Origin of the sequence: Bradyrhizobium sp. SMVTL-02 (genome assembly GCF_051853005.1) — a bacterium.
GTDB lineage: Bacteria > Pseudomonadota > Alphaproteobacteria > Rhizobiales > Xanthobacteraceae > Bradyrhizobium.
Genome location: NZ_CP182469.1, coordinates 535,786 through 557,995 on the forward strand (window position 1 = coordinate 535,786; position 22,210 = coordinate 557,995).

The 22,210-nt window shown below is 65.7% G+C and carries 22 protein-coding genes and 1 pseudogene; 8 read left to right on the forward strand and 15 right to left on the reverse strand.

Features of this window, described 5'->3' with window-relative positions; translation table 11 throughout:
- Positions 1-2: 2 nt before the first annotated feature.
- Positions 3-593 (reverse strand): polyhydroxyalkanoate synthesis repressor PhaR, encoded by a 591-nt coding sequence (gene phaR, locus ACNJYB_RS02510; protein WP_080140538.1) that lies wholly within the window; start codon positions 591-593, stop codon positions 3-5.
- Between the two features lie 308 nt (positions 594-901).
- Here phaR and ACNJYB_RS02515 point away from each other — a divergent pair, with 308 nt between their 5' ends.
- The 3 genes from ACNJYB_RS02515 (at position 902) to yddG (ending at position 4,052) form a co-directional block, all read left to right on the forward strand.
- Positions 902-2,080 carry an acetyl-CoA C-acetyltransferase gene (locus ACNJYB_RS02515; RefSeq protein WP_439372549.1) on the forward strand — a complete coding sequence of 393 codons (1,179 nt, stop codon included), beginning with the start codon at positions 902-904 and terminating at the stop codon, positions 2,078-2,080.
- 251 nt (positions 2,081-2,331) lie between these two features.
- On the forward strand, positions 2,332-3,057 hold the full coding sequence (gene phbB / locus ACNJYB_RS02520; protein ID WP_439372550.1) for an acetoacetyl-CoA reductase: 726 nt from the start codon (positions 2,332-2,334) through the stop codon (positions 3,055-3,057).
- Between the two features lie 125 nt (positions 3,058-3,182).
- Entirely contained in the window at positions 3,183-4,052 is an 870-nt protein-coding gene (gene yddG / locus ACNJYB_RS02525) for an aromatic amino acid exporter YddG (RefSeq protein ID WP_439372551.1), read from the forward strand.
- A gap of 136 nt (positions 4,053-4,188) precedes the next feature.
- Here the strand turns inward: yddG and ACNJYB_RS02530 are convergent, their stop codons facing one another.
- Entirely contained in the window at positions 4,189-4,611 is a 423-nt protein-coding gene (locus tag ACNJYB_RS02530) for a cupin domain-containing protein (RefSeq protein ID WP_439372552.1), read from the reverse strand.
- A gap of 23 nt (positions 4,612-4,634) precedes the next feature.
- The gene (gene gloB, locus ACNJYB_RS02535; protein ID WP_439372553.1) at positions 4,635-5,402 is read right to left on the reverse strand and encodes a hydroxyacylglutathione hydrolase; all 768 of its coding nucleotides are present in this window, start codon (positions 5,400-5,402) and stop codon (positions 4,635-4,637) included.
- A 108-nt stretch (positions 5,403-5,510) separates the two neighbouring features.
- Here gloB and ACNJYB_RS02540 point away from each other — a divergent pair, with 108 nt between their 5' ends.
- Positions 5,511-6,284 (forward strand): methyltransferase domain-containing protein, encoded by a 774-nt coding sequence (locus ACNJYB_RS02540; RefSeq protein WP_439372554.1) that lies wholly within the window; start codon positions 5,511-5,513, stop codon positions 6,282-6,284.
- Between the two features lie 98 nt (positions 6,285-6,382).
- On the opposite strand, the gene ACNJYB_RS02545 is transcribed toward ACNJYB_RS02540, so the two are convergent.
- The 5 genes and pseudogenes from ACNJYB_RS02545 to ACNJYB_RS02565 all read right to left on the reverse strand — a co-directional run bounded on the left by ACNJYB_RS02545 (position 6,383) and on the right by ACNJYB_RS02565 (position 13,527).
- Positions 6,383-7,165 (reverse strand): DUF4167 domain-containing protein, encoded by a 783-nt coding sequence (locus ACNJYB_RS02545; protein WP_439372555.1) that lies wholly within the window; start codon positions 7,163-7,165, stop codon positions 6,383-6,385.
- A 454-nt stretch (positions 7,166-7,619) separates the two neighbouring features.
- A pseudogene (gene prmC, locus ACNJYB_RS02550) lies at positions 7,620-8,497 on the reverse strand (peptide chain release factor N(5)-glutamine methyltransferase).
- A gap of 7 nt (positions 8,498-8,504) precedes the next feature.
- Positions 8,505-9,590, reverse strand: a complete 1,086-nt coding sequence (gene prfA / locus ACNJYB_RS02555) for a peptide chain release factor 1 (RefSeq protein ID WP_439372556.1) — start codon at positions 9,588-9,590, stop codon at positions 8,505-8,507.
- Between the two features lie 59 nt (positions 9,591-9,649).
- Positions 9,650-11,917: a phosphoenolpyruvate--protein phosphotransferase gene (ptsP, locus tag ACNJYB_RS02560; RefSeq protein WP_439372557.1), complete on the reverse strand. Its 2,268-nt coding sequence runs from the start codon at positions 11,915-11,917 to the stop codon at positions 9,650-9,652.
- Positions 11,918-12,270: 353 nt separating this feature from the next.
- Complete coding sequence (locus ACNJYB_RS02565) at positions 12,271-13,527, reverse strand: aspartate kinase (RefSeq protein WP_439372558.1); 1,257 nt, start codon at positions 13,525-13,527, stop codon at positions 12,271-12,273.
- A gap of 152 nt (positions 13,528-13,679) precedes the next feature.
- Between ACNJYB_RS02565 and ACNJYB_RS02570 the strand changes: the two genes are divergently transcribed.
- The 3 genes from ACNJYB_RS02570 to ACNJYB_RS02580 all read left to right on the forward strand — a co-directional run bounded on the left by ACNJYB_RS02570 (position 13,680) and on the right by ACNJYB_RS02580 (position 15,970).
- Positions 13,680-14,147: a PH domain-containing protein gene (locus tag ACNJYB_RS02570; RefSeq protein ID WP_439372559.1), complete on the forward strand. Its 468-nt coding sequence runs from the start codon at positions 13,680-13,682 to the stop codon at positions 14,145-14,147.
- A 13-nt stretch (positions 14,148-14,160) separates the two neighbouring features.
- Positions 14,161-14,928, forward strand: a complete 768-nt coding sequence (gene ubiG, locus ACNJYB_RS02575) for a bifunctional 2-polyprenyl-6-hydroxyphenol methylase/3-demethylubiquinol 3-O-methyltransferase UbiG (RefSeq protein WP_439372560.1) — start codon at positions 14,161-14,163, stop codon at positions 14,926-14,928.
- A gap of 142 nt (positions 14,929-15,070) precedes the next feature.
- Entirely contained in the window at positions 15,071-15,970 is a 900-nt protein-coding gene (locus tag ACNJYB_RS02580; protein ID WP_439372561.1) for an EamA family transporter, read from the forward strand.
- Here the strand turns inward: ACNJYB_RS02580 and ACNJYB_RS02585 are convergent.
- Genes ACNJYB_RS02585 through ACNJYB_RS02600 form a run of 4 tightly spaced genes read right to left on the reverse strand, consistent with a single transcriptional unit; the run spans position 15,967 to position 18,441 of the window.
- Positions 15,967-16,449: a DUF1178 family protein gene (locus ACNJYB_RS02585; RefSeq protein WP_439372562.1), complete on the reverse strand. Its 483-nt coding sequence runs from the start codon at positions 16,447-16,449 to the stop codon at positions 15,967-15,969. The genes ACNJYB_RS02580 and ACNJYB_RS02585 overlap by 4 nt on opposite strands.
- A complete protein-coding gene (locus ACNJYB_RS02590; RefSeq protein WP_439372563.1) occupies positions 16,446-17,324 on the reverse strand; it encodes a carbon-nitrogen hydrolase family protein in 879 nt (292 codons plus the stop codon). Before ACNJYB_RS02590 ends, ACNJYB_RS02585 begins: the two co-directional genes overlap by 4 nt.
- Positions 17,321-17,596 (reverse strand): glutaredoxin 3, encoded by a 276-nt coding sequence (gene grxC / locus ACNJYB_RS02595; protein WP_439372564.1) that lies wholly within the window; start codon positions 17,594-17,596, stop codon positions 17,321-17,323. The genes ACNJYB_RS02590 and grxC overlap by 4 nt, the downstream gene beginning before the upstream one ends.
- Before the next feature lie 47 nt (positions 17,597-17,643).
- Positions 17,644-18,441, reverse strand: a complete 798-nt coding sequence (locus ACNJYB_RS02600; protein ID WP_439372565.1) for a ComF family protein — start codon at positions 18,439-18,441, stop codon at positions 17,644-17,646.
- Between the two features lie 64 nt (positions 18,442-18,505).
- On the opposite strand from ACNJYB_RS02600, the gene ACNJYB_RS02605 reads away from it, so the two are divergent.
- Positions 18,506-19,354, forward strand: coding sequence for a methyltransferase domain-containing protein (locus tag ACNJYB_RS02605; protein WP_439375781.1), 849 nt, complete (start codon positions 18,506-18,508; stop codon positions 19,352-19,354).
- A 26-nt stretch (positions 19,355-19,380) separates the two neighbouring features.
- On the opposite strand, the gene ACNJYB_RS02610 is transcribed toward ACNJYB_RS02605, so the two are convergent.
- From ACNJYB_RS02610 to ACNJYB_RS02620, 3 genes are all read right to left on the reverse strand, one after another.
- A complete protein-coding gene (locus ACNJYB_RS02610; RefSeq protein ID WP_439372566.1) occupies positions 19,381-19,791 on the reverse strand; it encodes a (deoxy)nucleoside triphosphate pyrophosphohydrolase in 411 nt (136 codons plus the stop codon).
- Between the two features lie 31 nt (positions 19,792-19,822).
- On the reverse strand, positions 19,823-21,064 hold the full coding sequence (argJ, locus tag ACNJYB_RS02615) for a bifunctional glutamate N-acetyltransferase/amino-acid acetyltransferase ArgJ (protein WP_439372567.1): 1,242 nt from the start codon (positions 21,062-21,064) through the stop codon (positions 19,823-19,825).
- 129 nt (positions 21,065-21,193) lie between these two features.
- Positions 21,194-22,102 carry a peptidylprolyl isomerase gene (locus tag ACNJYB_RS02620; protein WP_439372568.1) on the reverse strand — a complete coding sequence of 303 codons (909 nt, stop codon included), beginning with the start codon at positions 22,100-22,102 and terminating at the stop codon, positions 21,194-21,196.
- Positions 22,103-22,210: the final 108 nt, after the last annotated feature.

Consider the following 22,210-nt stretch of genomic DNA (forward strand, 5'->3'; position numbering starts at 1 on the left):
ACCTATTCGTCCTTCTTCGACATCCGCTCGAGGCGCTCCTGCATTTCCTTCATCTGCTGGCGCAAATCGTCGATGTTGCTGTCCTTCGGCGCCTCGGCGTTCGCATCGGGCTCCGGCTCCGGGCTGGCCGCCGGGCGAGGCGCGGCGAACGGCTTGAACATCGAGAAGGTCTGCTGGAACAGCTCCATGTTGCGACGAACCTGCTCCTCCAGCGGCGCAAACGGAGTGCCGGACAGCGTATTGGCAATCTGCTTGCGGAACTTCTCCTGCTCCTGGGTCAGCGTCGCGATGGACTGCTCCAGATATTTCGGCACCACCATCTGCATGCTGTCGCCGTAGAAGCGGATCAGCTGGCGCAGGAAGGTGGTCGGGAGCAGGTTCTGGCCGGCCTTGTTCTCCTGCTCGAAGATGATCTGGGCGAGCACGGAGCGGGTGATGTCGTCGCCGGTCTTGGCGTCGTAGACCAGGAAATCTTCGCCGTCCTTGACCATGGCGGCGAGGTCTTCCAGCGTCACGTAAGTACTCGTTCCGGTGTTATAGAGCCGGCGGTTCGCGTATTTCTTGATCGTGGTGGGTTGGTCTGATTTCGCCATGGGCTCTCACTTGCAAAAACGCTGAGAACGGGAACCCGGCGGCTATGCCGCAGGGCGGGACGAGTACGCAACGCAACAAAATAAGCATTTTCAAAGGGGTCACGCTACCGTTTTGTGCGCCACGGTTAATCCGGCAGCAAAAACGTGCTTGCGAAAGCGTCAAGAACGCTATTTTGAATGCGCTGCGGCAAGGATTCGGCCCCCCCGCCGATTGACATGCCTCAACGACGTTAACAGGATGGCTGACGAGACTGGCGAGCGTTTTTCCAGCCCCGCCTGCCCCTTCACAAGAACCTCAGGAGATGCCCATGTCAGACGATGTCGTCATCGTCAGCGCCGCCCGCACCCCGGTCGGAAGCTTCAACGGAGCCTTCGCGACCCTTCCTGCCCATGACCTCGGCGCCGTCGCCATCAAGGCCGCGCTGGAGCGCGCCGGTATCGAGCCCGGCCGAGTCTCCGAAGTCATCATGGGCCAGATCCTCACCGCCGCCCAGGGCCAGAACCCGGCCCGCCAGGCCTCGATCATGGCTGGCATTCCGGTGGAAAGCCCGGCCTGGGGCGTCAACCAGCTTTGCGGCTCGGGCCTGCGTACGGTCGCGCTCGGCTATCAGGCGCTGCTCAACGGCGATTCCGAGATCGTGGTCGCCGGCGGCCAGGAATCCATGAGCATGGCCCCTCACGCCCAGCACCTGCGCGGCGGCGTCAAGATGGGCGGCCTCGAGCTGGTCGACACCATGATCAAGGACGGCCTCTGGGATGCCTTCAACGGCTACCACATGGGCAACACCGCCGAGAACGTTGCGCGCCAGTGGCAGATCACTCGCGCCCAGCAGGACGAGTTCGCGGTCGCCTCGCAGCAGAAGGCCGAGGCCGCCCAGAAGGCCGGCAAGTTCAACGACGAGATCGTCCCCGTCACCATCAAGACCCGCAAGGGCGACGTGGTCGTCAGCGCCGACGAATATCCGCGCCATGGCGCCACGCTCGACGCGATGGCGAAGCTCAAGCCGGCCTTTGAGAAGGACGGCACGGTCACCGCGGGCTCGGCCTCGGGCATCAATGACGGCGCTGCCGCCGTGGTGCTGATGACCGCCAAGCAGGCCGCCAAGGAAGGCAAGAAGCCGCTCGCGCGCATCGTGTCCTGGGCGCAGGCCGGCGTCGATCCGAAGATCATGGGCTCGGGCCCGATCCCGGCCTCACGCGCTGCACTGAAGAAGGCCGGCTGGAATGTCGGTGATCTCGATCTGATCGAGGCCAACGAGGCCTTTGCGGCGCAGGCCTGCGCCGTCAACAAGGACCTCGGCTGGGATACCTCGAAGGTCAACGTCAATGGCGGCGCGATCGCGATCGGCCACCCCGTCGGTGCCTCCGGCGCGCGCGTGCTCGTGACGCTGCTGCACGAGATGCAGAAGCGCGATTCGAAAAAGGGCCTTGCCACGCTGTGCATCGGCGGCGGCATGGGTATCGCGATGTGTCTGGCGCGCGACTGAAGGTCGCTGACGTGAAACTGACGCGTGCGCCGCACACCTGATTGAGTGCGTTGCACGCGACTAAAAAAGCGGCGGTTGCAAATCAAATATTCTTCGCAACCGCGCAGGCCTCGACTAAAGAGAAACGCCCGGCTCACGCCGGGCGTTTTGTTCTTGATGTCCGTCAAACGTCCCGCATAATCCTTGGCTAATAACGATCACTCAGAAACGTCCGAAGAGTCCAAGGAAGAGTCCAAGGGAAGGAATACGATATGGCACGTGTTGCACTGGTGACGGGTGGTACGCGGGGCATCGGAGCTGCGATCAGCAAGGCGCTGAAGGCGGCCGGCTACAAGGTCGCGGCAAGCTATGCCGGCAACGATGCGGCGGCGGAGAAGTTCAAGGCCGAGACCGGCATTGCCGTCTACAAATGGGACGTCAGCAATTTCGACGCCTGCGCCGAAGGCGTGAAAAAAGTCGAGGCCGAGGTCGGCCCGGTCGACGTGCTCGTCAACAATGCCGGCATCACCAAGGACGGCGCCTTCCACAAGATGAGCCTCGAGCAATGGAACGCCGTGATCGGCACCAATCTCGGGTCGCTGTTCAACATGTCGCGCCAGGTGATCGAAGGCATGCGCGGGCGCAAGTTCGGCCGCATCATCAACATCTCCTCGATCAACGGCCAGAAGGGCCAGTTCGGCCAGGTGAACTATTCCGCGGCCAAGGCCGGCGAGATCGGCTTCACCAAGGCCCTGGCGCTGGAGAACGCCAAGGGCGGCGTCACCGTGAACGCGATATGCCCGGGCTACATCAACACCGAGATGGTGCAGGCGGTGCCGAAGGACGTGCTGGAAAAGTCCATCCTGCCGCTGATCCCGATCGGCCGTCTCGGCGAGCCCGAGGAGATCGCGCGCGCCGTCGTGTTCCTCGCCGCCGATGAGGCCGGCGCAATCACCGGGTCGACGCTGTCGGTCAACGGCGGCCAGTACATGGTGTGATGCGATCGCATCACGTTCGATCATATAGGTGACTTCGTCATGACCGGGCTTGTCCCGGGCATCATGCCCTGTCATTCCGGGGCTGGCGCTACGCGCCATCCCGGAATGAAGAGGCCTCCATTTCGATGACTCCCCGCACTGCGACGCTGATCGGACTGACGGCGATCCTGATGTGGTCGCTGCTGTCGGTGATGACGGTTGCGACCGGAAAGATTCCGGCGTTCCAGCTCGCCGCGATGACCTTCGCGATCGGCGGTCTCGTCGGCCTGCTGACCTGGATGGGTCGCGGCGATGCCGCCAAAAGCCTGCGCCAGCCGCTGGTGGTGTGGGCCGTCGGCGTCGGCGGCTTGTTCGGCTACCACGCCCTCTATTTCCTCGCGCTGCGCTTTGCGCCGCCGGCCGAAGCCGGCCTGTTGAACTATCTCTGGCCGCTGCTCATCGTGCTGTTCTCGTCGTTCCTGCCGGGCGAGCGCCTCGCCGTGCACCACATCGTCGGCGCCGTGCTTGGCCTCGTCGGCACCGTGCTGCTGTTCGCCGGCAACACCATCGGCTTCGCGCCGGGGGCAGTGCCCGGATTGATCGCGGCCTTCATCGCCGCCTTCGTCTGGGCAACCTATTCGGTGCTGTCGCGCCGGTTAAAAGCGGTGCCGACCGACGCGGTCGCGGGCTTCTGTCTCGCTACATCAGTGCTTGCCGCGCTGATGCATGGCGCGCTGGAGACCACCGTCTGGCCGGAAACCACGCTGCAATGGCTCTCCGTGATCGCGCTCGGCATCGGGCCGGTGGGCGCCGCCTTCTACGCCTGGGACATCGGCATGAAGCGCGGCGATATCCGCGTGCTCGGCGCCGCCTCCTACGCGACGCCGCTGCTCTCGACCGGCTTCCTCATCGCCGCCGGCTTTGCCAAAGCCAGCGCCAACATCGCCATCGCCGCGGTCCTGATTGCCGGCGGCGGCCTGATCGCGGCCAAGGACATGGTGTTGAGGAAGCGATGATTGTCATTCCGGCGCGCGCGACGTGCGAGCCCGGAATTCATCGATCCGCGTCAATGGTGGCGAGATGGATTCTCCGATGCGCAATTGCGCATCATCGTTCGCCGCTTGTGTGGCGCCCCGGAGTGACGCTGTTGGCCTACGGCTCCCAGCCGTTCGGTGCCAGCTCGAACTTCGCGAACTCGAATGCCGGCGCCACGCTGCAGCCGACCAGCGTCCACTCGCCCGTGGTCTCCGCCATCTGCCAGGCATTGGCCGGCACGATTCCCTGCGGCCGCTCGCCGCCGAAGAGATCCGTGCCGAGCCGCACCTCGTGCTGCGAGCAGCCGTCGTGGGCGATGCGCAGCGTCAAGGGGCTGCCGGCATAGTAGTGCCAGGTCTCGACCGCGTCGATGCGATGCCAGTGCGAGCGTTCGCCGCGCGCGAGCAGGAAGTAGATCAGGGTCGAGCGCGAACGCCCGTTGGCGTCGGTGGTCTGATCGCGAAAGGTCTCGCGATAGTGCCCGCCCTCGGGATGCGGGCGAAGTTCGAGGCGCGCGATGATCTCGGCTGCGGTCGGCATCGATCCTCGTCAGGACTTGTTCTTCAGGACTTGTTCTTGCGCTCGCGGAGCTCGCCGAACACCGCGGCGGCATCCGCGCCTTTCATGTGGAGCCTGGCTGCAACCGACGGCTCATCGGCGCGCAGGAACACATTCGCCCGCTTCTCGTCGCCAAGCAGCACGGGAATGGTCGGCTTGTTCTCGGCCCGCAGCTTGGCCACCTCGGCCGCGCGCGCCTGCAGCGCCGCATTGTCGGGGTCGACGGTGAGGGCGAACTTGACGTTGGACGCCGTGTATTCGTGGCCGCAATAGAGCTTGAAGTCGTCGGGCAGCGCGCGCAGCTTCAACAGCGAATCCCACATCATCGGATAGGTGCCCTCGAACACGCGGCCGCAGCCGATCGAGAACAGCGTGTCGGCGGCGAACACCGTCTTCTCATTGTCGAACACGTAGGAGATGTGGTCGAGCGTGTGGCCGGGCGTCTCCACGACGCGCGCCAGCAGATTGCCGATCTTGACCACGTCGGCATTGGCGACACGCAGATCGACGTTGGCGATCTTCGTCGTCTTGTCATGCGGCGCGACGACGCGGCAATTGTATTTCTGCTTGAGTTCGGCGACCCCGCCGACATGATCGCCATGGTGATGGGTGATCAGGATGTCGGTGAGCTGCCAGCCCTCGCGCTCCAGCGCCTGCAGGATCGGGCCGGCCTCCGGCGCGTCGATCGACGCCGTCGCCTTGGTTTCCGGATCGTGGATCAGATAACCGAAATTGTCGTTTAAACAGGTGAAAGTACGAATTTCGGCGGCCATGACCTCTCCATCGCGCTCAGCCCCGACCGACAAATATGGCGTTAACGTTGCCCAGGCAATGCAATATTCCGCGCGCAGGCGTGCCCTCGCGCATGTTACATTGCCGTCATGACAATCGATGTCGTCGACCTCCGCGAGTTCTATTCCCGTCGCCTCGGGATTGTGGCGCGGCAAATGATCAATCGCGGCATCCGGCAGCGCTGGCCGGGCGCCGAGGGCCAGCGCGTGCTCGGCATCGGTTATCCCACCCCCTATCTGGGATTGTTCCGCGAAGACGCCGAGCGCTGCATCGCCTTCATGCCGGCCGCCCAGGGTGTCCTGAAATGGCCGACGGGACGGCCGGCGCTGGCCTCGCTGGTCGACGAGTTCTCGCTGCCGCTTCCCGACGCCGCGGTCGACCGCATCCTGCTGGTCCATGCGCTGGAGATGTCGGACGATCCGGCCGCGCTGCTGCGCGAGGTGTGGCGGGTGCTGTCGGGCTCGGGCCGCGTCATCGCGGTGATCCCGAACCGGCGCGGCGTATGGACCCGCACCGACAGCACGCCGTTCGGTCACGGCCGGCCCTATTCGCGCTCGCAGATCACCGACCTGTTGCGCCAGACCTGGTTCACGCCGACGGCCTGGGGCGAAGCGCTGTTCATGCCGCCCTATGCCGGCGGCTGGGTGCTGAGATCGGCGCAGATGTGGGAGCGTGCCGGGGCGGCGCTGTCGCTGCCCTTTGCCGGCGTGCATATCGTCGAGGCGACCAAGCAGGTCTATCGCGCGATTCCCGCCAAGCGCGAGCGCGCGCGCCTGATTCCCTCGCTGGCCAAGCCCGTGCTGGTGCCATCCTCGACGACGGTGACGCGCAGCTCCTTTTCACCTCTCCCCCGGGAGAGGTGATCCGTGCCTGCGGCTCTCACCGATTCAGCTACCGCATATCTCCAAAAAAAATCGTCCCGGCGTGGCCGGGACGATTCAGGTCAGAAATCAGAAGAGGCTTACTCGCCGGAAGCGACCTCGTCGCTGGGCGCGGCGGGAGCCGCTTCGCGATCGGGACGCGGCCCATGCGGCCGGCGCCGACGGCGCGGATAGCGCTCGCCGCCGCCACCGCCGCCCTCGAAGCCGCCCTGGCCGCCATTCACCTGCGGCTGTGCGCCGGTGATGAAGGATGGCAGGCGGTCGACGCTGCCGGTATCGGCAATGACGGGCTGCGGCTGGTTCGCGGGTTGCGGCTGCGGCTGATATTGCGGCTGCGGACGATGGTCGCGTTCGCGGTGCTCGCGCGGCTGCTGGTTGTCGCGCTGATAGGGCTGCTGATTGTCGCGCTGCTGGTGATCACGCTGGTGATGATCGCGCTGGCCGTCGCGGTCGCGCATGAAGGGCTGCTGCTGCGGCGGCTGCGGCACGAAGCCCGGCTCCTGGCCGAACGCCGAGAAGTTCTCGCCGTCGTCGTCGCTGTCGTCGCCGCTGCTGTTGCTGATCGGCTCGTCGCCACGCGGCTGCTGGTTCTGGCGGAACTGCTCCTGGGCGGCCGCGATCAGGCGGAAATAATGCTCGGCATGCTGGTAGTAGTTCTCGGCCGCAACGGGATCGCCGGAGGAGCGCGCATCGCGCGCGAGCTGGAGATACTTCTCGGCGATATGCGAGGCCGTGCCGCGGATCTTGATGTCGGGCCCGTTGGACTCGTAGACCCGGGTCATCGGGTTCTGGCCGCGCCGGTTGTTGTTGTTGTTATTGTTGTTGCGGTTGCGCATCCGCTGCTTGTTCTGACCGTTTCTCATGTCCTGCCTTTAATTCCAGCCCTAAAGGTTGCACGCACTACTGATTGCCGAGACTGACCTGGTGACAGCGGTTCACGTCGCTCGTACGCACCGCGCACGAGAGCGGATCGAGCCCTGCCGATGTTCGTCGACCGTCGCGTTCAACAAAGACGCGTTCCCCCCGCCAGCATCCATTGCCAGCGAACCCATTCATATCGCCTGCCGAAACAAGCCCAGCTTTCTTGCGTAAGTCTTCAAGCGCAATAACAGGCTTTCGTTCACGTTGCGGTCGGAGAGCAGCGCAGCTCACTGGCCATCGCGCTCAACCCTGCGGCTTGGAACCTTAATCAGTAAAGCTCTCGCCCGAGAGCCCGGCTTTCGCCCGTAGGTCTACGGGGCCGGCACCGATGTGTTGACCGGAACGTAGTCGTTCCCAAGGGATATTCCAAGAGCTTTTTACAGATCAATCCGGCTTTTATGGGGGCATTTTTCGGGCCGAAACGGCCCGTGGGATACCCGCCAAATCGGCCATGGGCGGCCTGTCCACCACTAACGCGGCAGCGGCCATCAAGGTTTCAATATTCCGGGCCTGGCCCTGCCCGGCCTCGACGATCAAAGCCCCGCCGGGGACGAGGCGCTCGGCCGCCTGCGGGATCAGGGCGCGGTAGGCGTCATATCCGTCATTGCCGCCGTCGAGCGCCAGATGCGGATCGTGCTCTCGCACATCGACGCTCAATTTCGGAATTTCGGCGGAAGGAATATAGGGCGGGTTCGACACGATGAGATCGAACGGACCCGAGAGCGCGGCCAGATAGGAGCAGCCAACGAAGGCAGAACGGTTGCCAAGGCCGAGGGCGGCGGCATTGCCCCGCGCGGTGCCGAGCGCGGTGAGGCTGAGATCGGTGCCGACACCGAAGGCATCGGGAATCTCGTGCAGCAGCGCGAGCAGGATCGCGCCCGAACCGGTGCCGATGTCGACGATGCGGGGGCGGTGAATCTTCTGCTCGCGAAAGAGCTCGAGCGCACGCTCGACCACCGTTTCGGTGCGGGGCGCGGAACCAGGGTCGCCTCCGACAGGCGAAAGGACAGGCCCCAGAATTCGCGCATCCCGAGGATGCGCGCCACCGGTTCGCCCGCGATCCGTCGCCCCGCATATTGCGCGAGCTGCAACGCTTCGGCGCTCGTCAGGGGCCGGGCGGCCTGTGCAATGAGGCCGGTGAGATCGAGGCCAACCACGGCACCGATCAGGATGCGGGCGTCGAGCTCGGCTTCGTCGAGCTGTGCAGATCGCAGCTGCGCCGCCACCGCGCGCCGTGCGCTCTCGATCGATTGTCCTGTGAAGCCGTTGCTCACGCGCGCGTCACGCCGCCGCGCCTTGCGCGGCGAGCTGTGCGGCCTGGTGTTCGGTCGTGAGTGCGTCGATCAATTCGCCCAGCGCTTCGCCTGCTATCACCTGCGGCAGCTTGTAGAGCGTCAGGTTGATGCGATGGTCGGTGACACGCCCTTGCGGGAAATTATAGGTGCGGATGCGCTCCGAGCGATCGCCTGAGCCGACCTTCTCCTTGCGCTCGGCCGAGCGCGCGGCGTCGACGCGCTGGCGCTCGGCGTCGTAGATGCGCGAGCGCAGGATGTTCATGGCCGAGGCGCGGTTCTTGTGCTGCGAGCGGCTGTCCTGCATCATCACCACGATGCCGGTCGGGATGTGGGTGATGCGGATCGCCGATTCGGTCTTGTTGACGTGCTGGCCGCCGGCGCCTTGCGCGCGCATGGTCTCGATGCGCAGGTCTTCGTTCTTGATGTCGACGTCGACATCCTCGACCTCCGGCAGCACCGCGACGGTGGCGGCGGACGTATGGATGCGCCCTTGCGTCTCGGTATCGGGCACGCGCTGCACGCGGTGCACGCCGGATTCGAATTTCAGCTTCGAGAACGCGCCGCGGCCCTGCACCTGCGCGATGATTTCCTTGTAGCCGCCGACGGTGCCTTCGCTCGCCGAGATCACCTCGACCTTCCAGCCCTGCAGGGCAGCGAAGCGCTCGTACATCCGGAACAGGTCGCCCGCGAACAGCGAGGCCTCGTCGCCGCCGGTGCCGGCGCGGATTTCCAACACCACGTTGCGATCGTCCATGGCGTCCCTGGGCAGCAGCGCGACGCGGATCTTCTGGACCAGCTGCTCAATTTTCGGCGTCAGCTCGTCGCGCTCGGCTTCCGCCATGCCGCGCATCTCGGCATCGGTCGCGGGATCGGCGATGAGGGCCTCGGTATCGGCGAGCTCCTTGACTGCGGACCGATAAGTCTTGACCGCCTCGACCAGCGGGGTGATCTCGGCGAGCTCACGCGTGATCTGCACGTAGCGTTCGGAGGCGAGCTGCCCGAGCGACTCGGCCTCGAGCGAAGCGTGATGCGCGAGCAGGACGTCCAGTTTGGCTTCGGGGAGTGACGACATCGGTTCAGTCTCAAGGGGCGGAAGGAGGCGAGGGCGGCGGGGAGCGGGCGACAGGCCCGCTACAACGCAAGGCCCTCGGCCTCGGCAAATTCCGTCAGCTTCTGCCGGATCGAGACGCTGCCCGCGGGCGCATCCAGCAGAGGGTTGAGCATCGCTTCGGCCTTCTTGGCGTCGAGATCGAGCACCATCGCCTTGACCGGGCCGAGCGCGGTCGCCGAGAGCGACAGCGAGCGATAGCCGAGCGCGATCAGCGCCAGTGCGCCGATGGGCTTGGAGGCCATCTCGCCGCAGAGCGAGAGCGACTTCTGCGCGGCTTGCGCCTTGCGCGCGATATCGCGGAGCGCGCGCAGGATCGGCGCCGACATCGTGTCGAAGCGCTCGGAGACCTTCGCATTGCCGCGGTCCACCGCGAACAGGAACTGGAACAGATCGTTGGAGCCGACCGAGATGAAATCGACCTTCTTCAGGAGCTCGTCGAGCTGGTAGAGCAGGGCGGGCACCTCGACCATGGTGCCGATGTCGATTCTTTCAGGCAGCGTGTGGCCGTGCTGGCGTAAGTATGTCAGCTCGCGCTCGACGAGCGCCTTCGCCGAATCAAATTCGGCGACCTCCGAGATCATCGGGAACATGATGCGCAGCGCACGGCCGCCGCCGGCGCGCAAGAGCGCGCGGATCTGACCGCGCAACAGGCCGGGGCGATCGAGCCCGAGCCGGATCGCCCGCCAGCCGAGCGCAGGATTTTCCTCGATCACCGCTTCCATGTAGGGCAGCGCCTTGTCGCCGCCGATATCGAGGGTGCGGAAGGTGACGGGCTTGTCGCCCGCGGCATCCAGCACGGTGCGATAGAGCGCGAGCTGGTCGCTGGTGCGCGGCAGGCTCTGGCCGACCATGAACTGCAGCTCGGTGCGGAACAGGCCGATGCCGGCGCTGCCGGTATCCTCGATATGGGGCAGGTCGATCGCGAGACCTGCGTTGATCATCAGCTCGACCTTCTGGCCATCTTTGGTGACGCAGGGCCGGTCGCGCAGTGCCAGATATTGCGCCTGGCGGCGGGCGCGGAAGCGCACGCGCTCGGCGAAAGCGGCTTCGATCTCCTGCGACGGACGCACATAGATCGAGCCGGACGTGCCGTCGACGATGATGGCATCGCCGGGATCGGCGATGCCGGGCGCGTTCGGCACCTCGCCGACCGCGGGGATGCCGAGCGCCCGCGCCACGATCGAGACGTGGGAGTTGGCGGTGCCCTCCTCCAGCACGATGCCGCGCAGGCGCTTGCGGTCGTAGTCGAGCAGCGCCGCCGGGCCCATCGCGCGCGCGATGACGATGGCATTGTCGGGCAATTGCTCGCGCGACGGCGCATGATCCTGGCCGACCAGCTGCCGCATCAGGCGGTAGCCGAGATCCTCGAGATCGTGCAGGCGGTCGCGCAAATAAGGATCCGTCGAGCGCAGCATGCGCGCGCGGGTGTCGGACTGCACGCGCTCGACGGCGGCTTCCGCGGTGAGGCCGGTGGCGACCGCCTCGTGCAGCTTGTGCGACCAGCCCTGGTCGTTGGCGAACATGCGGTAGGCTTCCAGCACCTCGCGGTGCTCGCCGCCCTCGGCAACGTCGCCGCGCTCCAGCATGCGGTCGAGGTCGGCGCGCAGCTTGGCGAGGGCGGTGTCCAGCCGCTTGATTTCCTTCGGCAGGTCCTCGGCGATGTAATCCTTGATGACGACGCGCGGCTCGTGCAGCACGACGTGGCCGAGCGCGATGCCTTCCGACAGGATGGCGCCGACCTTCTGCGCCGAATGGCGCGCGGCAGGCTCCAGGCCCGGCTGGGCCAGCGCCGACAGCTCGCCGGAGGCGATGAGTTCCGCCAACACCATGGCGGTGGTCTGCAGCGCCTCGAGCTCTTCCTCGACGTAATTGCGCTTGGCGCGGTTCTGCACCACCAGCACGCCGAGCGTGTTGCCGGCGCGCAGGATCGGCACGCCGAGGAAGGAGTGATAGATTTCTTCGCCGGTCTCGGGACGGAACGAGAAGGCCGGATGGCTCTGCGCGTCGCTCAAGTTGAGCGGGGTCGCCTCGCTCGCGACGAGACCAACGAGGCCCTCGTGGGCGCTGAGCACGGTGTGGTGCACAGCCTCGCGGTTGAGACCCTCGGTGGCGTAGAGCTCGAGCGTGTTGTCGACGCGCAGCACGTAGACCGAGCACACCTCGGCCACCATGTTGGCGGCGATCAGCACCACGATCTTGTCCAGCCGCTCCTGGGCCGAGACCTGCTCCGCCATGGTTTCGCGGAGCCGTCTCAACAAGACGCGGGGACCTCCCGACGCGCTCCGCATGTAGCCTCAATCTCCTCCGTCTGCCCGGCCCGGCGGTATCGGCCGGCGGCTGGCCCAAAACTCTAGAAAAACAACCAATTTGTTTGTCCGGCGCAGGCGCAAACTCTCGCCTGCACCGAATCAGCGCCGCCTGAACCGGAACACAGTTTGCGGCAGCCCACCCTCTTCGCCGTATAGCGAACTGGGGCTTGTTTTGCCAAGCAAAACGCCTGCCAAACGCGAAGGTGTGTACACCTTCGCGTTTGCTGCGACCGCTAAGAGAAAATTAGCCCAGTCATGGTCCGGAAAGTGCAAAGTGCTTTTCCGGAGAGACCGTGCTCAAAGACGATATGAAGCGCGACGACGATGGCGCTTCAGGCCTGATCGAGGCCGTAGAGCGTATGCAGGGTGCGCACCGCCAGCTCGGTATAGGCGGCGTCGATCAAAACCGAGAATTTGATCTCTGAGGTTGTAATGGCCCGGATGTTGATATTCCGCCCTGCGAGGGCCGAGAACGCCTGGGCGGCGACGCCGGCGTGGCTGCGCATGCCGCTCCCGATCACCGAGATTTTTGCGACGTCGGTAGCGGTATCAAGCCGGGCATAGCCGATCTTGGCCTTGGCAGCGGTAATCGTGTCCTTGGCGCGGGTGTAGTCGGCGGCCGGGACCGTGAAGGTGAGGTCGGTGGTCTTGCCGTCCTCGGAGACGTTCTGCACGATCATGTCGACGTTGATGTTGGCTTCCGCCAGCGGCCCGAAGATCGAGGCCGCAACGCCCGGCTTGTCTTCGATCTGGCGCACCGAGATCTGGGCCTCGTCCTTCGAAAAGGCGATGCCGGTGACGACGTGGTTTTCCATGATCTCCTCCTCGCCGCAGATCAGCGTGCCGGGCGGCTGGTTGGCATGCGGGTCGATGTCCTCGGGCTTGTCGAAGCTCGAGCGGACGAAGATCGGCATGTTGTGAACCATGCCGAGTTCCACAGAGCGAACCTGGAGCACTTTTGCGCCCTGCGAGGCCAGTTCCAGCATGTCCTCGAACGCGATCTTATCAAGCCTCTTGGCCTTCGCCACGATTCGCGGGTCGGTGGTGTAGACGCCATCGACGTCGGTGTAGATGTCGCAGCGGTCGGCCTTGACGGCTGCGGCGACCGCCACGGCCGAGGTGTCGGAGCCGCCGCGGCCGAGCGTGGTGATCCGGCCGGTTTCGGCGTTGATGCCCTGGAAGCCGGCGATGACGGCGACCTCCTTGCGCTCCTTAAAGCGCTTGATGATCTCGCTGCCGTCGATGTCCTCGATCCGCGCCGAGGCATGGGCGTCGCTGGTTTTGATCGGGATCTGCCAGCCCTGCCACGAGCGGGCCTGGATGCCCATGCTCTGCAGCACGATCGCAAGCAGGCCGGACGTGACCTGCTCGCCTGAGGCGACGACGGCGTCGTATTCGCGCGCGTCGTGCATCGGTGAGGCCTCGGTGCACCAGGCCACCAGCTCGTTGGTCTTGCCCGACATCGCCGAGACCACCACCGCCACTTCATGGCCGGCGTCGACCTCACGCTTCACGTGGCGTGCGACGTTGCGGATGCGTTCGATGTTGGCGACGGATGTGCCGCCGAATTTCATCACGAGGCGGCTCATGACGACGCGTGCATTCCCTCATAAGGATCAGTATGGTGACCCGCACCGGACGGCTGGCTGCGGACACCGACCGCGCGTATACAGAGCGGCGGGGCCGGGGGCAAGCGGGTTCCTGCGGGGGCAGGGTGCGGGGTAGTGGGTTAACCGAGATCATGGCGCGTTATATCGACGAGATCCTGCAGCCCGGCGAGCGAGTGCTGTATTCGACCAATGCGCACTGGATCTTCTATTTCCCGGCGATCGTGGCCTGGATCGTGGCCTTGGTCCTGTTCGTCCTGTCCCGCCAGGCCACCGCCGACGGGCTCGTTTTGCTTTGCCTCGTCGCTTCGGGGCTGGTGGCTCTGGCGGCCCTGTATTGGACCCTTAAGGGCTGGTTCCATCGCTTCACCACCGAGACCGACGTCACCAATTTGCGGGTCGTGCACAAGACCGGGTTCATCAAGCGCCGCACTTTCGAGATGGCGCTGGACAAGGTCGAGAGCGTCGATGTCGACCAGACCATTCTTGGACGTATTCTCAACTACGGCGACGTGACGATTCGCGGCGTCGGTGAGGGGATCGAGACGATCAGGACCATCGCCTCGCCGCTCGCCTTCCGTAGTTCGATCACCACGCGGTAGGACCGCGCGTAACATGAGCATGCAGCAAAATACCTCCCTATCCGCCCAGCCGGGCTCGACCGTCGACGCCGCCGAGATCGCCAAATTCTCGAAACTCTCGGCGGAGTGGTGGGATCCCAAGGGCAAGATGGCGCCGCTGCACCGGATCAACCCGCTGCGGCTCGGCTATATCCGCGACGCCGCCTGCCGCAAGTTCGCGCGCAACGTGCGCAGCCTCAACTGCCTCGGCGGATTGCGCGTGCTGGACATCGGCTGCGGCGCCGGCCTGCTCTGCGAGCCGCTGTCGCGCCTCGGCGCACAGGTCATCGGCATCGATCCCTCGCAGAGCAACATCGCCGCCGCGAAGCTCCACGCCGACAAGAGCCATCTTGCGATCGACTATCGCTGCACCACGGTGGAGGAGATCGATCCGCGCGAGCGCTTCGACATCGTGCTGGCGATGGAGGTGGTCGAGCACGTCACCGACGTCGGCATGTTCCTGAAACGCTGTGCCTCGATGCTGAAGCCGAACGGGCTGATGGTGGTCTCGACGCTGAACCGGAACTGGAAGAGCTTTGCGCTCGCCATCGTCGGCGCCGAATACGTCCTGCGCTGGCTGCCGCGCGGCACGCACGAATGGAACAAATTCGTCACCCCCGACGAGCTGACCAAGTACCTGCTCGACAACCGACTCGTCATCACCGAGCAGACCGGCGTCGTCTACTCACCCTTCGCCGACAAATGGAGCCTCTCGTCGGACATGGACGTGAACTACATGGTGGTCGCGGAAGCGATGGTGTGAGGGGGCAACCCTGCGGACATACAAATAGTGTCGTCCCGGCGAAGTTTGTTGCGTGAGCATCGCACCCATGACATCCGCGTAATTGACCTGCTTCGCCGCCAGCGGCAGGTTGGCTCCAGATCCCTTCCTATCCACCCAACCCATGCTCACCGTCGCCAGCCTCTGGATTCCCTTCACGGTCATCGCTGCGCTCGGCCAGGTCGCGCGCAATGCGATGCAGCGGTCGTTGACCAAGCCGCTGGGGACCTGGGGCGCGACCAATATCCGCTTCCTGTTCGGCTTCCCGTTCTCGCTGCTGTTCCTCGGCGTGGTGCTGGTCGCGACCGGCGATCATATCGGCATGCCGCCGGCCGTGTTCTGGCCGTGGTTGCTGCTCGGGGCGCTCAGCCAGATCGTCGCGACCGGCCTGATGCTGCTTGCGATGAATGACCGATCCTTCGTGGTGACCACGGCCTACCTCAAGACCGAGGCGATCCAGACCGCGATCTTCGGCTTCGTCTTTCTCGGCGATCATCTGACCTGGCTCAAGGTGCTGGCGATCGTGATCGCGACCGTCGGTGTCGTCATCACCGCGCTGCGCCCCGGCGGCGAGAAGAGTTTTGCGGAATTGAAGCCGACCATCACCGGCCTTGTCGCAGCTGCGGCATTCGCGCTGTCGGCGGTCGGTTTTCGCGGCGCGATCATCACGGTGCCGAACGTGTCGTTCGTGACGGCCGCCTCGTTTACGCTGGTGCTCGGCCTGTTCGTGCAGACGCTGGTGCTGACGATCTACCTGCTCTGGCGCGCGCCGGACGTGCTGCGGGGCATCCTCGGACTGTGGCGGCCCTCGATGCTTGCCGGCTTCACGGGCGCCTTCGCCTCGCAGTTCTGGTTTCTGGCCTTCGCGCTGACGGCCGCCGCCAATGTCCGCACGCTCGCCTTGATCGAGGTGCTGTTCGCGCAAGCCGTGGCCTACTACTCGTTCAAGCAGCCGATCGCGCCGCGCGAGATTTTCGGCATCGCACTGATCGTGATCGGCGTGGCGGTGCTGGTGGGAGCCTAATTCCGGTCTTCCGGCAGCGTCGGCAGCGGCGAGACCTCGATGCCTTCGTCGATCAGCGACTTCGCCTCTTCCGGCGACGCCTCGCCGTAGATCGGGCGGTGCTCCTTGTCGCCGTAATGCATCGCGCGCGCTTCGTTCGCAAAGCGCTCGCCGACATTGTCGGCGTTCTTGACGATGTGGTCGCGCAGCTCTTTCAGCTTGGCGCGCAGCTCGCGCTCCTGCGCCATCAGCAGCGAGGTCGGCCCTGACGGCGCAGCCTCGGGCGTGGTTGCAGCCACCGGCTCCGGCGGCGGTGTCGCCCGCCCGCGGCCCTTCTTGCCGACGATGCGCGGCGCCATGATCGCCTTGTCGACCTTGGCCGAGCCGCAGATCGGGCAGGTCACGAGTTTTCGCTTCACCTGCGACTCATAGGCGGACGAACTCTGGAACCAGCTTTCGAAGGCGTGGTTCCGGTCGCAATGGAGCGCGTAGCGGATCATGCCGATCCCCGTACGAGATGCAGATGGTCCGGCCCGGCCTTGGGGTCGGCGACGCCGAAGCGGCGGCCGTGCTGGAGCGACGGGATCGCGCGGCGCGCGGTCTCGACCTTGGCCGGATCGATCTTGGCCATGATGATGCCGGGCTCGACATCGCCCTCGGCGAGGATCTCGCCCCAGGGATCGATGATCAGCGAGTGACCATAGGTCTCGCGCTTGTTCTCGTGGTTGCCTGCCTGCGCCGCGGCGAAGATGAAGCAGCCGGTCTCGATTGCGCGGGCGCGCAGCAGCACGTGCCAATGCGCTTCGCCGGTCTTGCGGGTGAAGGCGGAGGGCACGGTGATGAAGTGGGCGCCGCTCTCGGCCAGCGCGCGGTAGAGCGCGGGGAAGCGCACGTCGTAGCAGATCGTCAAGCCCACCCGGCCCCAGGGGAGGTCGGAGATCACGGCGGTCTCGCCCGGCTGGTAATTGGCGGATTCGCGATAGCTCTCGCCGTCCGGCAGCTCGATGTCGAACATGTGGATCTTGTCGTAGCTCGCGAGCACATTGCCCTCGGGCCCGATCAGGAAGGAGCGGTTGACCGCCTTCTCCGGCGAGAAGCGCAGCGCCAGCGAGCCGACATGGATGTGGATCTTCAGTTCCGCGGCGAGCGCGCGGTAGGCCTTCAGCGAGGTGTCGTCCTCCTCACTCTGCAGATGCTCGAACAGCGCCTTGCGGTTCAGCTGCATCATGTTGCTGACTTCGGGCGTCTGCACGTAGTCGGCGCCGCCCGCCGCAGCCTGCCGGATCAGCCTGGTGGCCTGCGCGAGGCTGGGCTCCGGCAACAGGCCGGTGCGCATCTGCACCATCGCGGCGGTGAAGGTCCTGTTGTCGCTCATGATACCGCCTTCACGCTTTCGAGCAGGCCGTCGAGCTTGCCCTCGCGATCGAGCGCGTAGAGATCGTCGCAGCCGCCGACATGGGTGCCGCCGATCCAGATCTGCGGGAAGGTCGAGCCGTCGCCGGCACGGTCGTACATCTCCTGGCGCCAGGACGGGTTCTTGGCGACATCGAACTCGGTGAAGGTCGCCTTCTTGCGGGTCAGCAGGGACCTCGCGGCGGAACAATAGCCGCAGCCCGGCCTGGTATAGATCTCGACAGCAGCAGTCATCTCGTCCGGCGCTCTCATGTCATGAATTCATTGAATTATATGGGACTTCACCTGACCTCCACAACCCGGGCGAACACGAGCACGTCCACCTGGGCTACCTTGGCGCGGAGCAGGGCGCGCGCGCAGGCATCCAATGTCGCACCTGAGGTCAGGACGTCGTCGACCAGCACGACGCGGCGGCCCTGGACCTCGGCCTGACGGTCCGGAGATACCTGGAATGCGCCCTGCACATTGGTGGCGCGCTGGGCCCGCGACAGGCCGATCTGCTGCTCGGTGGCACGGACCCGCCGCAGCACGTCGCCCCGCACCTTGACGCCGCTCTGCCGCTCGATCACGCGCGCCAGCGCTCCGGACTGGTTGTAACGCCGGCGCCAGGCCCGCCGCCAATGCAAGGGCACCGGCACCAGCATGTCGGCGCCCGTCAGCAGCTCGCCGCCCGCGCGCGCCATCCAGCGGCCCATGGCCGGCGCCAGATCGGTGCGATCCTGATATTTCAACGCATGCACCAGCGTGCGCGCGACGTCGTCATAGCGCACCGCCGCGCGCGCCCGCTGGTAGGCCGGCGGGCTCGCGATCGCCTCCATCGACAGCATGTCGGGGCCGGGGTCGTAAACGAAGGGGATGCCGAGCCGCGGGCAATACGGCCGTTCGATGAACGACAGCCGCGCCCAGCACGAAGCGCAAACGCCCTCGCCGTCGACCGGCTCGCGGCAGGATACGCACAGCGTCGGCAGCGCAATGTCCAGCGCTAGCCGCGCCGCGCGCGACAGCACATGGCGGCCGGCCGTCCATGCGGCACGCAGTGGTGCGGAGATGGAACGGGAAGGGGCGGCGTTGGCTTCCATGAGGGGAGGCTAGCGCTGCACGCAGCGGATTGCCAGAACAGTGGAGATCGGCGTAACCAGCGGCATGGCCCAGAACCCCCAGACTCCGCCCGCTTTGTTCGATCGCGCCTTGCTGCATGCGAGGCAACGGCGCGCGAAAGGGCAGGGCGCCGTGAGCTTCCTGCTCGACCGGGTCGCCGAGGACTTGTCGGACCGATTGGCGGCCGTGATGCGGGAGTTTCACGCCCCGGCCGATCTCTGGACGCCCGGTGACGGTCTCGCCGCGCTGCGCGCGCGCCTGCCTTCCATCGAACGGGTCGCGCTCGATGCGGCCGGCGTGGAAAAACTGCCCTTCGCGCCGGAAAGCCGCGACCTCGTCGTCTCGGCGCTGGCGCTGCAATTCGTCAACGACCTGCCGGGCGTGCTCGCGCAAATCCGTCGGGCGCTGAAGCCGGACGGGCTCTTGCTCGCCGCGATGATCGGCGGCGACAGCTTGACCGAGCTGCGGCAGGCCTTTGCCGCGGCGGAGGCCGAATGCGAGGGCGGCGTGTCGCCGCGTGTCGCGCCGTTCGCTGATTTGCGCGACATCGGTGCGCTGTTGCAGCGGGCGGGCTTTGCGTTGCCGGTAACCGATGTCGATCGCGTCGTGGTGCGTTATGGCAATGCGTTCGCGCTGATGCAGGATCTCCGCCGCATGGGCGCGGCCAATGTTCTGCTCGAGCGCCGGCGTACACCGACGCGCCGCGCGACGCTGCTGCGGATGGCCGAGATCTACGCCGGGCGCTTTGCCGATGCCGATGGCCGCATCCGCGCGACGTTCGACATCATCTGGCTCTCCGGATGGGCGCCGCATGCGAGCCAGCAGCAACCGCTCAAGCCGGGGTCGGCGAAAGCAAGCCTGGCGGAGGCGGTGAAGAAGGCGGGGAAAGAGTGAGTCGTTTGTCGTTGAGCCTGCCGGGCTCACATCAGCAAATCGATCAAATGCGGGATCAGCGGGATGTCCGCGGGCGGCATCGGGTAGTCGCGCAGCTTGTTGGCGCGGACCCAGGCGAGGTTCTGGCCCTCGCGTGGGGTGACCATCCCTTCCCAGCGCCGGCAGATGTAGAGCGGCATCAACAGATGAAACGTCTCGTAGCCGTAGCTGGCGAAGGTGAGCGGCGCCAGGCACGGCTCGGCGACGGTAATGCCGAGCTCCTCATGCAGCTCGCGGATCAGGCTCTGCTCCGGCCGTTCGCCCGGCTCGAGCTTGCCGCCGGGGAATTCCCACAGGCCAGCCAGTGCCTTGCCTTCGGGGCGCTGCGCGATCAGGACGCGCTTGTCGGCGTCGACCAGCGCGCAGGCCACTACCAGAGTCAGTTTGAGATCGGCCATGTTTTGGCGCGCCCCGCGATGACGATTGCAACTACGATCGATAGTCTCCGTTGATCGCCACATATTCCTTCGTGAGGTCGCAAGTCAGCACGCGGTCGCGGCCTTTGCCGAGGCCGAGCGAGACCTTGATCGCGATCTCCGGCGCCTTCATCGCCTCCGACACCTGCGCCTCGTCATAGGACGGATCGCGCGCGCCGCTCTTGGCGACGCGGATGCCGTTGAAGGAGATCGAGAGCTTGTCGCGATCGGCCGGCTCGCCGGCCTTGCCGACGGCCATCACCACGCGGCCCCAATTGGCGTCCTCGCCGGCGATCGCGGTCTTGACCAGCGGCGAGTTGGCGATCGACATCGCGATCTTGCGCGCCGAGGCCTTGGTCTTGGCGCCCTCGACGGTGATCTCGACCAGCTTGCGCGCGCCCTCGCCGTCGCGGGCGACCTGCTCGGCGAGGTTGGCGAGCACCTGGTTGAACGCCTTGACGAAGCCCTTCAGCCTGGGATCGCTGGGGCGGCTGATCTTGGGTGCGCCGTGCTCGGCGGCGGCGCCGGTGGCGAACGCCAGCAGGGTGTCCGAGGTCGAGGTGTCGCCGTCGATCGTCACCGCATTGAAGGTGTCCTCGACGCCGGCCTTGAGCAGCGCCTGCAGCGCTGCGGGCGCGATCGGCGCGTCGGTGAAGATGAAGGACAGCATCGTCGCCATGTCTGGTGCGATCATGCCGGCGCCCTTGGCCATGCCGTTGATGGTGACCTTGGCCTTGCCGAGCTTGACGGTCGCGGTCGCGACCTTCGGGAAGGTGTCGGTCGTCATGATGGCCTTGGCCGCGGCGAGATAGTCGCCGGGTTCGGCGGTCTCGGCGAGGCGGCCCAGCACGCCGTCGAACTTGGTCGCATCCAGCGGCTCGCCGATGACGCCGGTCGAGGCCAGGAAGATTTCACCCTCGCTGCAGCCGACCGCCTTGGCCGCAATCTTCGCGGTCAGCGCGGTGGAGGCGCGACCGGTCTTGCCGGTGAAGGCATTGGCATTGCCGGAATTGACGACGAGCGCGCGCGCCTTGCCGCCCTTCAGTCTGGCGCGGCACCACTCCACGGGCGCCGAAGCGCATTTCGACTTGGTGAACACGCCGGCGACCGCCGTGCCCTTGTCCATCACCGCCAGCAGCACGTCGGTACGGTTCTTGTAACGGATACCGGCCTCGGCCGTCGCAAGGCGGATGCCCGCGATCACGGGCATGTCGGGAACGTGTTGCGGGGCGAGCGGGGAGACGGCTGAGGACATCGTGGGGCGCCTTGGTGGGTCTGGACATGCAGATGGCCGGGCCATCAAGTGCAAAGACGTGCTTCGCACTTTAGGCCCGGCCATTGCGACGTTAGATACTATTGGCGTCCGCGAAGTGACAGCGAATTCTTACTTCTTCGCCGGCGGCGCCATCTTGCTGTCGGACGGCTTGGCCGCGTCGGCGGGCTTGGCGTCCGCCGCCGGCTGATCCAGCCGCTCGACCTTCGCCTCGGCGCGCAGCTTGGCGACGTAGTCGGCCTGAGCCTTGCGGGTGACGTAGTTCTCGATCTGCGCCTTGACCTGCTCGAAGTCCGGCGCCTTGCGGGCGCGCTTTTCCTCGACCTTGATGATGTGCCAGCCGAACTGGGACTTCACGGGGTCGGAGATCTTGCCCGGCTCGAGCGCGAAGGCGACGGCCGAGAATTCCGGCACCATCTGCTCCTTGGTGAAGAAGCCGAGGTCGCCGCCGTCGGCGGAGCCCGGATCCTTGGACTTCTTCTTGGCGAGCTCGGCGAAATCGGCGCCCTTTTCGAGCTCGGCCTTCACCGCCTTGGCCTCGTCCTCGGTCTCGACTAGGATGTGGCGGGCGCGCACCTCCTGCTCGCCGGTGATCTGCTTGGAGGCTTCCTCGTAGACCTTCTTCATGGCGTCCGGCGTGGTGGCGGCCTTGCCCTCGTTGGCGAGGATGCTGTCCATCAGCAGGCGGTTGCGGGCGAACGCCAGACGCTTCTTGAACTCCTCGCTGTCGGCGACTTTCTTGTCCTCGGCCGCCTTGGACACGATTTTCATGTCGATCAGGAACGACAGGACGTTCTCGTCCTTGGTAGCCGGGTCCATCTGGGCGAGGCTCGGCCCGAGTTCCTCCTCTGCCATGGCAACGTCGCTCTTCTTGATTTCAGCTCCATTGACCTTCGCCAGGACCGGATCGTCGGCAGCCCGGCCGGGACCCGCGATCAGCGCCAGCGCAAGGCAGCCCACGAGGGCGGTGGCGAGGCCGAAGCGCAGGCCGGTTTTGGTTACCGGGAACGAGGTGGTCATGGAAAATCCTTTTGTTGAAGCAGGGGGCTGCTCGAGCGGGGCGGACACTCGCCCAATCAGGGGGGCTTGGCAACGCGAAAAGTCTGGCAAAATGATGAATTAGCCGCA